Consider the following 10,019-nt stretch of genomic DNA (forward strand, 5'->3'; position numbering starts at 1 on the left):
TCCGCCAACAACGGCAACCCCGTCGACCGGCCCCCCATTCCCCGGAGCCGTGCCGATTCCCTCTCACTGCGCCCCCGCCGACACCCGGCGCACCGCGCTCAGCAGGTACTCCTTGCGGTTGAGCGGGTCGTGGTCCGTGCGGGAGCGGGTCGGTGGGGGGCCGTGGACGGGCTGGTGGTGGGCGAACGATGCCTCCAGGACGCCCTCGCCGCTGGTGAGCGTCGGGAGCTGTTGTTCGAGCGCGTGGACCTGGGCCGCCGGGATCTCGCCCTCCACCACGTACGACGACCCGCGCACCAACGGCGTGTGCGGTACGGCGCGGCGGCGGGCCAGGGCGGGCAGGACGGTGCCGAGGGTGTCGGCAGGGACGTCGAGGCGGAAGTGGTGCATCGGTTCGCACACGATCGTGCCCGCGTCCTTCAGGGCCGCCATCAGCACCAGCGGGGTCAGCAGGCGGAAGTCGGCTGCCGTCGTCTCCGGCGCGTAGCCGCTGCGGGTCAGTACGACGGCGCAGTCGGGGACCGTCCAGCCGTACAGCCCTTCGCGCAGGGTGGCGCGGACGGTGTCCTCCACGGCTTTCATGAACGCGTACGGCATCGAGCCGAGTTCGACCTCCAGCCGGAATTCCACGCCGCTGCCGGGCGGTGCCGGTTCGACGCGCAGTCCGACGGTCGCGAGGAAAGGGTTGGGGTCCTTTCCCATGACTTCCACGGCGCTTCCCGCACCGGCGATCCTTTCGACACAGATCGTCGTCGTCTCGCGGAAGGTGACGTCGACTCCGTATTCGCCGGCGAGTGTCGCCTGGATGACTTCTTTCTGGACCTCTCCGTACAGCGACACCGAGATCTCCTGCCGGATCTCGTCCTGCCGCAGATTGATCAGCGGGTCCTGCTCGGCGAGTTGGGTGAGCGCCGCGTGCACCGCGCCCCTGTCGGTGCCCTCGCCGGGGACGACGACGGTGGCCAGGGTCGGCGGGGAGAAATGGTGCCGGGCGGCGGTGGCCGCGCCGGGGTCGCCGATCACGTCGCCGATCCGGATGCCACCGAGCCCCCAGAGCTTGCCGATCCGGCCCGCGCCGACGGACGTGCTGCGCACCGACGAGCCGTCGTCGAAGACGCTGATCGCGGTGACCTTGCCCTCGGTGTCGTCGCCGGTCGGCAGCCGGTCGCGGACCCGCAGCGCGCCGGAGAACATCCGTACGTAGGCGATCTTCTCGCCCGCCGGGCCCCGTTCGACCTTGAAGACGGAGCCCGAGACGGGGCCCCGCTCGTCGCCCGCCGTGGCGGGCAGCAGTTCCCTGATCGCGCCGGTGAGCGTGTCGACGCCCGCGCCGGACACGGCGGAGCCGAAGTACACCGGGTGGACGAGCGAGCGCGCGGTCTGCGCGGCCAGTTCGCGGCGGAGCGTGTCGTACGTGAGACGGGCCGGGTCGTCGACGTACGCGGCCAGGTAGGCGTCGTCGTTCTCCGCCAGCCGCTCGGCCACGGGTCCGGTGGCGGCGAAGACCGGGTCCGTCCCGTCGTACGGGGTGAAGTCGGCCTCGCGCGTGCCGAGTCGGCGTACCGATCCCATCGGGACGATCGCGGGCGTCAGCTTGTCGGCCAGGTCGCGCAGGAGGCCGTCGTGGCGCGCGCCGACGCGGTCGATCTTGTTCACGAAGACGAGCGTGGGGATGCCCAGCCGGCGCAGCGTCCGCATCAGGACGCGCGTCTGCGCCTGGACGCCTTCGACGGCCGACACGACGAGCACGGCGCCGTCGAGCACGCTCAGCACTCTCTCCACCTCGGCGATGAAATCCGGGTGGCCGGGGGTGTCGATGAGATTGACGGTGACGTCGTCGACGGCGAAGGACACGACGGCGGATTTGATGGTGATGCCGCGCTGGCGTTCCAGGGCGAGTGAATCGGTCTGGGTGTTTCCGTCGTCGACGCGGCCGATCTCGTCGATGACTCCGGCGGCGTGCAGCAGCCGCTCGGTCAGACTGGTCTTACCGGCGTCTACGTGCGCCAGAATTCCGAGGTTGAGCGTACGCGTGGTCACTAAGCGTCATGTCCCTTGAATAGGCAGGAATTCCCTTCCGCTGGATGGACATCGACGCTCGGCGCATGACGGCTCCTCGACTGCTTGACGGGTCGGCAGGACGGCCGACGTCGGGGAGTACAGCAAACCCCGAGCCGCCCGGCAAGCGATTTACCGGGCGGTTCGGGGTTCGGAGTGTGCCGTGTTGACGTGGACGGGGACGGGCTACGGGGCGGTCGTGTGCTCCGCGCGGCCGTCGACGCGGCGCGGCAGCCCCGCCGGGTTGTCGTCGCGCAGCTCCGGCGGGAGCAGCGCGGCGGGCGTGGACTGGTAGGTGACGGGCCGCAGCCAGCGCTCGATCGCGGTGGCGCCGACGGACGTCGAGGTGGAGGTGGACGCCGGGTAGGGGCCGCCGTGCTGCTGCGCGGGGGCGACGGCGACGCCGGTGGGCCAGCCGTTGACGAGGACGCGGCCCGCGAGGGGCGTCAGTTCGGCGAGCAGCCGGGCCGCGCCGGAGTCCGCGTCCTCGGCCTCGCCGTCCGCGAGGTGCAGGGTGGCGGTGAGGTTGCCGGGGAGGCGGGCCAGGACGGCGCCGATCTCGGCGTCGGAGTCGTAGCGGGCGACCACCGTGACGGGGCCGAAGCACTCCTCCAGAAGGAGGTCGTGCGGCCCGTCGGCGGCGAGGCGGCGCGCCGGTACGGTCAGATAGCCCGCGCTGACGGTGTGCTCGCCGCCGGCGCCCGGGGTGATCGGGGCGTCCACGTCGGGCAGTTCGGCCCGTTCGCGTACGCCCGCGACGAAGGCGTCCCGCATCCGGTGGTCGAGCATCACGCCGGGTTCGGTCTCGCTGACGGCCGTGGTAAGCGACTTGAGCAGGCTGTCGCCCGCGTCGCCCGCCGGGACGAGCACGAAGCCGGGCTTGGTGCAGAACTGGCCCTCGCCGAGGGTCATCGAGCCGGCCAGTCCGGCGCCGAGCTGCTCGGCGCGCTCGGCGGCGGCGGCCCCGGTGATCACGACGGGGTTGAGCGAGCCGAGTTCGCCGTGGAACGGGATCGGGGTGGGCCGGGCCGCCGCCGCGTCGAAGAGGGCGCGTCCGCCGCGTACGGAACCGGTGAACCCGGCCCCGGCGACCAGCGGATGCCTCACCAGCTCCACACCGGCCTCGAAGCCGTGCACCAGGACCACCACGTCCTCGGGCAGTCCGACCTGCGCCGCGGCCCTGCGCAGGGTGGCGGCGCAGATCTCGGAGGTGGCGGGGTGGTCGGGGTGCGCCTTGACGACCACGGGGCAGCCGGCGGCGAGCGCGCTCGCCGTGTCGCCGCCGGGGACGGAGAAGGCGAAGGGGAAGTTGCTCGCCGAGTAGACGGCGACGACCCCCAGCGGCACCTTCCAGCGCCGCAGGTCGGGCCAGGGCGGCGTACGGTCGCCGTCGGCGTGGTCGATGCGTACGTCGAGGAACGAGCCCTCGTCCACGACTTCGGCGAAGGCCCTCAACTGGGCCGTGGTGCGCGCGAGTTCGCCGGTGAGCCGGACCGGCCCGAGTGCGGTCTCGGCGTCCGCCGCCTCGATGGCGAACGCGCCCGATTCATCGAGGAGGTCCGCCGCCGTACGCAGAAGCGCCGCACGCGCGGTACGGTCGGCGAGCGCGGGCCGGGTGGCGTGCGCGCGCCGTACTTCGCGGTCGACCTCCTCGGCCGTGGCCTCGACCGCGACCTGCTCACGCGGCTTCCCGGTTCGGGGGTCGACACTCCAGACTGGTGCTGCTGCCACCGCGGCTTCCTTCCCAATTCCTGTGCCGTCCGCTGTCATCACCAAGGGGCTGTTCGGTATTCTGAACAGAGTTCCTGATGATGAATCCATGGGAACTCTATTTCCGTGCGTTCTGTGTGGTCAAGAGTGGTCAAGATAGGGGCGAGGAACGATGTCGGCTGCGGAAACCGGTGGTGCACAGGTCAAGTCCGCTGTGCGGACGGTGGAATTGCTGGAGTACTTCGCCGGACGCCCCGGCATGCACTCGCTCGCCGCCGTGCAGGAAGCGGTCGGCTACCCCAAGTCCAGTCTGTACATGCTCCTGCGCACCCTGGTCGAGCTGGGCTGGGTGGAGACGGACGCGACGGGCACGCGGTACGGCATCGGCGTACGGGCGCTGCTGGTCGGCACGTCGTACATCGACGGTGACGAGGTGGTGGCCGCCGCCCGGCCGACCCTGGACCGGCTCTCCGACGACACCACGGAGACCATCCACCTGGCGCGCCTCGACGGCACGAACGTCGTCTACCTCGCCACCCGCCAGTCGCAGCACTATCTGCGCCCCTTCACCCGCGTCGGGCGGCGGCTGCCCGCCCACTCCACCTCGCTCGGCAAGGCGCTGCTCGCGACGCACAGCGACGAGCAGGTGCGCAAGATGCTGCCCGAGACGCTGTCGCCGCTGACCGAGCACACCATCACCGACCGCGAGAAGCTGATCGGGGAACTGAACACGATCCGCGAGCAGGGGTACGCCGTGGACCGCGAGGAGAACACCCTCGGGCTGCGCTGCTTCGGAATCGCGATCCCCTACCGCACCCCGGCGCGTGACGCGATCAGCTGCTCGGTGCCGGTGGCGCGGCTGACGCCGGCCCACGAACAGATGATCAAGGACGCGCTGTTCGACGCGCGCGACCGGCTGACGCTGGCGACGCGCCGGCTCTGACCTCCGCGCACGAAGACCTCCGCGCGCGAATCGCCTCTCCCCCGTGCGGGGGAGACGGATCGTCGGGGCGCAGGACGTGCTCCGGGCCGCCGGCCCGGAGCATGGGTGGCATGACAGCCACAGCGGCCGGCACGGCGCCGTCCCTCGGGCGAGGGGTACGGGCGCTGCGCGCCGTCGCGATCGCCTCCTGCCTCCCGTACATCACGCTCAAGATCCTGTGGATCGCCGGTGACCGCACCGGTGTTCCCGACGGCAGCACGCTCCTCGACCACCGGGCCAGGATGGCCGTCGCCAACGGTGTGTCGGTCGTCCTCGACGCCACCGTCGTGGTCCTCGCGCTGCTGCTGACGCAGCCCTGGGGGAGGCGTGTCCCGGCGTGGCTGCTCGTCCTGCCGATGTGGGTGGCGGCGGGGCTGCTCGCGCCGATCATGACCGGCTATCCGCTCCAGTTGGCCGCCTCCGTAGGAGAGGGCTCGCGCCCGGCGCCGTCGAACTCGGAGCCGTTCCTTGACGCGTGGGTCTTCGGCGTCGTCTACGGCGGCTTCATCCTTCAGGGGCTCAGCCTCGGCGCGCTCTTCGTGCGGTACGCGCGGCGCCGCTGGGGCCATCTCTGGCGGGGCCGCGTCGGGGATCCGCCGGCCACGATCGCGACACGGACGGCCGTCACGGCCGGTTCGCTGCTGGCGCTGCTGCCCGCCGTCATGCATCTGCTCTGGGCGGCGGGGGCCACGACGGGGCTGAGCGCCGACCGGGTGGAGAGCCGGTCGACCGACTTCTACCTGGTGGAGGGCGTCAACGGCCTGTTCGCGGTCGTCGCGGTGGTGGGCACGCTGCTGCTCGCCTTCCGGTTCCGCCGGGGTGCCGGGCTGTCGCCGCGGTGGCCGCTCGCGGCGGCGTGGGTGGGGTCGGGGACGCTCGGCTGCTGGGGCGGCTTCCTCTTCCTCGTCACGGCGCTGCCCGGCGAACAGGACCAGCGGGCGGCCGGGTTGATGGTGCTGACCTACGCTGTGTCGATGGTCGCCGGGCTCCTGCTGTTCAGCGGCGTCGTCTCCGTACTGAGGCGCCGCGCCGCATGAGGACCCTGCTCCGCCGGTCGGCCACCACCCTCCTGCGCCCGCTCTTCGGCGGCCGGGCATGGCTGCGCTGGACGCATCTGGTGCTCGGCGGCGCGCTGTTGATGCCGTACTGGCTGCTCGGCACCGTGGTCGTCGGCCCGCTCATCGACGCCGACAGCATGTTCTCCGACTCCCTCGCGCTTCAGTTCGGCGCGTACGCGGTGGCGTTGCCGCTGGCCGCCGTGAGCGCGCTGTTCCCGCTCGTACGGCCGCTGTCGGTGGCGGCGGCGCGGGCGCTGTGCGGGGTCCCGGAGGGCGCCCTGGCGGACGGTCCCGCGCGCTCGTGGGAGGCCAGGGTGCGTACGACCGGCTGGTTCACCCTGCATGTCGGGCTCGGCGGGATCATCAGCGGCATGTCGCTGGCGCTGCCGCCGTTCGCGCTGGCGCTGATGGTGCTGCCGCTGTCGCCCGCGATGCGGGAGTCCTGGCGCACGATGCCCGGCGCCCTCGACGACGGCTGGGGCCTGGCTCTCGCGCCGCTGGGCGGGATCGTGTCGCTCATCGCGCTGGCCGGGTGCGCGGCGGCGGCGGGCGCGCTGCTGGCCCGGCTGGCGCCGGTGCTGCTCGGGCCCACGCCGTCCGACCGGCTGGCAGCCGCCGAACGGCGCGCGGCGGATCTCGCCGTACGCAACAGGCTGGCCCGCGAGTTGCACGATTCGGTCGGCCACGCGCTGAGCGCGGTGACGCTCCAGGCGGGCGCGGCGCGCCGGGTCCTGGACAGCGACGCGCCGAAGGACATCGAGTTCGTACGGGAGGCGCTGACCGCGATCGAGGAGACCACCCGGCGCACGGTGGGTGAACTGGACTCCGTGCTGGGCCTGTTGCGCCGGGACGACGAGGAACAGCCCGTCACGGACGGGGCTTCGGGGCCGACGCTCGACGCGCTGGACGTGCTGCTGGCCCACTGCGGTGTCCGCGTCACGCTGAGCGTCGACGGGGACATCGGGCGGGTGCCGGAACAGGTGTCGCGCGAGGCGTACCGCATCGTCCAGGAGGGGCTGAGCAACGCCCTGCGGCACGGCGGGGCGGCGCCCGTCACGCTCCATGCCGCCCTGGGCACCGAGACGTTGGAGATGACGATGGAGAATCCCCTGCCGGGCACCGCGCCCGCGCCGGTCGTACGGCCCGGGGGCGGGCGCGGGCTGCGCGGCGTCGCCGAGCGGGCCACGCTGCTCGGCGGGCACGCCGAGGCGGGGCGGGACGGGCCGCTGTGGCGGCTGTCGGTCGCGCTCCCGCTGACCTCCGAAGGAGGAGGCGCGCGGTGACGGCGACGGGGACGGAGATCCGGGTGGTGCTGGCCGACGACGAGCGGATGGTCCGTACGGCGCTGCGCGTCATCCTGGAGGCGGAGGCGGACCTGACGGTCGTCGGTGAGGCGGCGACCGGCGCGGAGGCGGTGTCCGTGGTGCGCGCGGTGCGACCGGACGTCGTGCTGATGGATGTGCGGATGCCGGAGATCGACGGCATCCGCGCGACGGAGCAGATCCTCGGCTCACCGGGTCCGGGCCCCCGCGTCGTCGTCGTGACGACCTTCGAGAACGACAGCTACGTGTACGAGGCGCTGCGCGTCGGCGCCTCCGGCTTCCTGCTGAAGCGGGCCGGGGCGGAGGACCTGGTGCAGGCGGTGCGGCTGGTGGCGCGGAGCGATTCGCTGCTCTTCCCGGCCGCGCTGCGGGGTCTGGCGGCGGAGTACGCCCGCAGCCGCCCTCCGGCGCCCCGCTGGGCGAGCCGGCTCACCGAGCGCGAGGCGGCGGTGCTGCGGCTGATGGCGACCGGTCTGACGAACGCGGAGATCGCGGAGCGGCTCGGCGTCGGTCCGGCGACGGTGAAGTCGCACGTCGCGTCGGTGCTGGCGAAGACCGGGGTCAGGGACCGTACGCAGGCGGTGATCGCGGCGTACGAGTCGGGGTTCATCAGCCCGAGGTGACGCCGTCTCTCAAGGAGGCGTGCCCGGAATGAAGAGTTTCTGAGAAGAGGCGCCCGGCGGAACACGGGGTCCGGTCCCGTTCGTCCTTGATGAGGGACGGACGGGATGGGATGAACAAGACAATCAGACGCACCGCGGTCGTCTGTCTGCTCATGGTGCTGGCCCTGCTGGTGCGGGTCACCTGGGTGCAGGCGTACCAGGGCAAGGCCCTCGCGGACAACGAACGCAACCGGCGCACGCTCATCGACCAGTACGCCCAGCCGCTGGGCGACATCGTCGTGGGCGGCTCGGCCGTCACGGGCTCGGCCAGGACGACGGGCAGTGACGACCTGAAGTACAAGCGGACCTACACGGACGGTGAGCTGTACGCGGCGGTGACCGGCTACAGCTCGCAGGCGTACCGCTCCACACAGCTCGAAGGCATCTACTCGCACGTCCTCGACGGCACGGACTCCCGGCTGAAGAACCCGCTGGACGCGCTCACCGGCAAGCAGGCCGCGCCGGGCAGTGTCGTGACGACGATCGACCCGGCGGTGCAGAAGGCCGCCTTCGACGCGCTCGGTGACAAGAAGGGCGCGGCCGTCGCGATCGACCCGGCGACGGGACGGATCCTCGGGATGGTCAGCACCCCGTCGTACGACCCGTCGCAGATCAGCGGCACGGACGACGGGGACGCCTGGCAGCGGCTGAACGACGACCCGGACAAGCCGATGGTCAACCGGGCGCTGCGGCAGCCGCTGCCGCCCGGCTCGACCTTCAAGCTGGTGGTCGCCGCGGCGGCCCTGGAGGACGGGCTGTACGGGTCGGTGGACACCCGGACGCGGAGCCAGGACCCGTACACGCTGCCCGGCACGAGCACGGTCCTTCCCAACGAGAACGCGTCGGCGCCCTGCGAGAACGCGACGATCCGCACGGCGCTCCGGTACTCGTGCAACAACGTCTTCGCCAAGATGGCCGCCGATCTCGGCAAGGACAAGGTGGGCGCGATGGCGGCGAAGATGGGCTTCAACGACGCCGAGCAGGACGTGCCGGTACGGGCCGCCGAGAGCGTCTATCCGTCCGACATGGACGACGCGCAGACGGCACTGACGGGCATCGGCCAGTTCGAGGTCACCGCGACCCCGCTCCAGATGGCGATGGTCTCGTCGGCGCTGGCCGACGACGGGGTCCTCCAGACGCCGCACATGGTGTCCGAGGTGGTGGACGCGGGCGGCGACACGCTCACCTCTTACGAGGACGAGCCGTCGCGCCGGATCGTCTCGTCCTCGACGGCCGAGCAGTTGCGCAGCGCCATGGTGACGGTGGTCGACCAGGGCACGGCGACGAACGCCCGGATCGCCGGCGCCGAGGTCGGCGGCAAGACGGGTACGGCCCAGCACGGGGTGGACAACAGCCAGACGCCGTACGCCTGGTTCACCTCGTACGCGAAGGACGCGTCGACGGGCAAGGAGGTGGCGGTGGCCGTGGTGGTCGAGGACTCGGGCGCGGCGCGCTCGGAGGTCAGCGGCAACGGCCTGGCGGCGCCGATCGCCAAGAAGATGATGGAGGCGGCGGTGCGCTGACCCCTGGGACTCCTGGGGCGCCCCGTGCCACGATGTGCCGATGGGAACGGGGGAGCGGGCGGGGAAGCCCGCGAAGAGGCAGTCGGGGAAGCCGGCGGGGAAGTCGGCGGGGAAGAGCTGGGCGATAGGCACGGTCCTCCGGGACCGTAATGCCGGGCTCTATCTGTCCGGCGTCGTCGTCTCCGGTTTCGGGACGTCGGCGATGTGGCTGGTCGGCGGTATCTGGGTCAAGTCGCTGACCGGGTCGGACAGTCTGGCGGCGCTGACCGTCTTCATGATGTGGGCGCCGACGCTGGCCGGTCCGCTGCTGGGCGCGGTCGCCGACCGCTGGCGGCGCAGACCGCTGCTGGTGTTCTGCAATCTCGCCATGGCCGCGCTGCTGCCCCTGCTCCTGGTGGTCGACTCGGAGAGCCGGATCTGGATCCTCTTCGCCGTGCTGTTCGTGTACGGCGTCAGCGGCGTCGTGCAGGACGCCGCAGAGGCGGCCCTGGTCGCGACGGCGATCGACAAACGGCTGCTCGGTGACTTCAACGGGCTGCGGATGACGGCCAACGAGGGCATGAAGCTCCTCGCGCCGCTCGCGGGCGCCGGGCTGTACGCGGCGTACGGCGGCGGGACGGTCGCCCTGCTCGACACCGCCACGTTCGCGCTGGCCGCCGCTCTCTTCGCGCTGATGCGGGTGCGGGAGGAGAAGCCGGCGCCCG

General features: G+C 72.1%; 8 protein-coding genes. 6 read left to right on the forward strand and 2 right to left on the reverse strand.

The window, feature by feature from the left end:
- Window positions 1-63: 63 nt before the first annotated feature.
- Both BHU15_RS13890 and BHU15_RS13895 read right to left on the reverse strand, forming a co-directional pair.
- Complete coding sequence (locus BHU15_RS13890; RefSeq protein ID WP_069627467.1) at window positions 64-2,040, reverse strand: elongation factor G; 1,977 nt, start codon at window positions 2,038-2,040, stop codon at window positions 64-66.
- Between the two features lie 204 nt (window positions 2,041-2,244).
- Window positions 2,245-3,789: an aldehyde dehydrogenase (NADP(+)) gene (locus BHU15_RS13895; RefSeq protein WP_069627468.1), complete on the reverse strand. Its 1,545-nt coding sequence runs from the start codon at window positions 3,787-3,789 to the stop codon at window positions 2,245-2,247.
- A gap of 151 nt (window positions 3,790-3,940) precedes the next feature.
- Between BHU15_RS13895 and BHU15_RS13900 the strand changes: the two genes are divergently transcribed.
- The 6 genes from BHU15_RS13900 to BHU15_RS13925 form a co-directional block, all read left to right on the forward strand.
- A complete protein-coding gene (locus BHU15_RS13900) occupies window positions 3,941-4,711 on the forward strand; it encodes an IclR family transcriptional regulator (protein ID WP_031232010.1) in 771 nt (256 codons plus the stop codon).
- Window positions 4,712-4,821: 110 nt separating this feature from the next.
- Complete coding sequence (locus BHU15_RS13905) at window positions 4,822-5,787, forward strand: hypothetical protein (RefSeq protein WP_069627469.1); 966 nt, start codon at window positions 4,822-4,824, stop codon at window positions 5,785-5,787.
- A complete protein-coding gene (locus BHU15_RS13910) occupies window positions 5,784-7,091 on the forward strand; it encodes a sensor histidine kinase (protein WP_069627470.1) in 1,308 nt (435 codons plus the stop codon). Before BHU15_RS13905 ends, BHU15_RS13910 begins: the two co-directional genes overlap by 4 nt.
- 47 nt (window positions 7,092-7,138) lie before the next feature.
- The gene (locus BHU15_RS13915) at window positions 7,139-7,753 is read left to right on the forward strand and encodes a response regulator (protein WP_069627474.1); all 615 of its coding nucleotides are present in this window, start codon (window positions 7,139-7,141) and stop codon (window positions 7,751-7,753) included.
- Between the two features lie 110 nt (window positions 7,754-7,863).
- Window positions 7,864-9,315 (forward strand): penicillin-binding transpeptidase domain-containing protein, encoded by a 1,452-nt coding sequence (locus tag BHU15_RS13920; RefSeq protein ID WP_069627471.1) that lies wholly within the window; start codon window positions 7,864-7,866, stop codon window positions 9,313-9,315.
- A 40-nt stretch (window positions 9,316-9,355) separates the two neighbouring features.
- Window positions 9,356-10,019: MFS transporter (locus BHU15_RS13925; protein WP_141726819.1), on the forward strand; the 664-nt coding region annotated here is incomplete at its 3' end.

Source organism: Streptomyces niveus, assembly GCF_001723055.1.
Lineage (GTDB): Bacteria > Actinomycetota > Actinomycetes > Streptomycetales > Streptomycetaceae > Streptomyces > Streptomyces niveus.

Bases quoted from the DNA above. Each gene is read 5' to 3' on its own strand.
- BHU15_RS13900 (WP_031232010.1), top strand. From the start codon at position 3,941: ATGTCGGCTGCGGAAACCGGTGGTGCACAGGTCAAGTCCGCTGTGCGG.
- BHU15_RS13905 (WP_069627469.1), top strand. From the start codon at position 4,822: ATGACAGCCACAGCGGCCGGCACGGCGCCGTCCCTCGGGCGAGGGGTA.
- BHU15_RS13910 (WP_069627470.1), top strand. From the start codon at position 5,784: ATGAGGACCCTGCTCCGCCGGTCGGCCACCACCCTCCTGCGCCCGCTC.
- BHU15_RS13915 (WP_069627474.1), top strand. From the start codon at position 7,139: ATGGTCCGTACGGCGCTGCGCGTCATCCTGGAGGCGGAGGCGGACCTG.
- BHU15_RS13920 (WP_069627471.1), top strand. From the start codon at position 7,864: ATGAACAAGACAATCAGACGCACCGCGGTCGTCTGTCTGCTCATGGTG.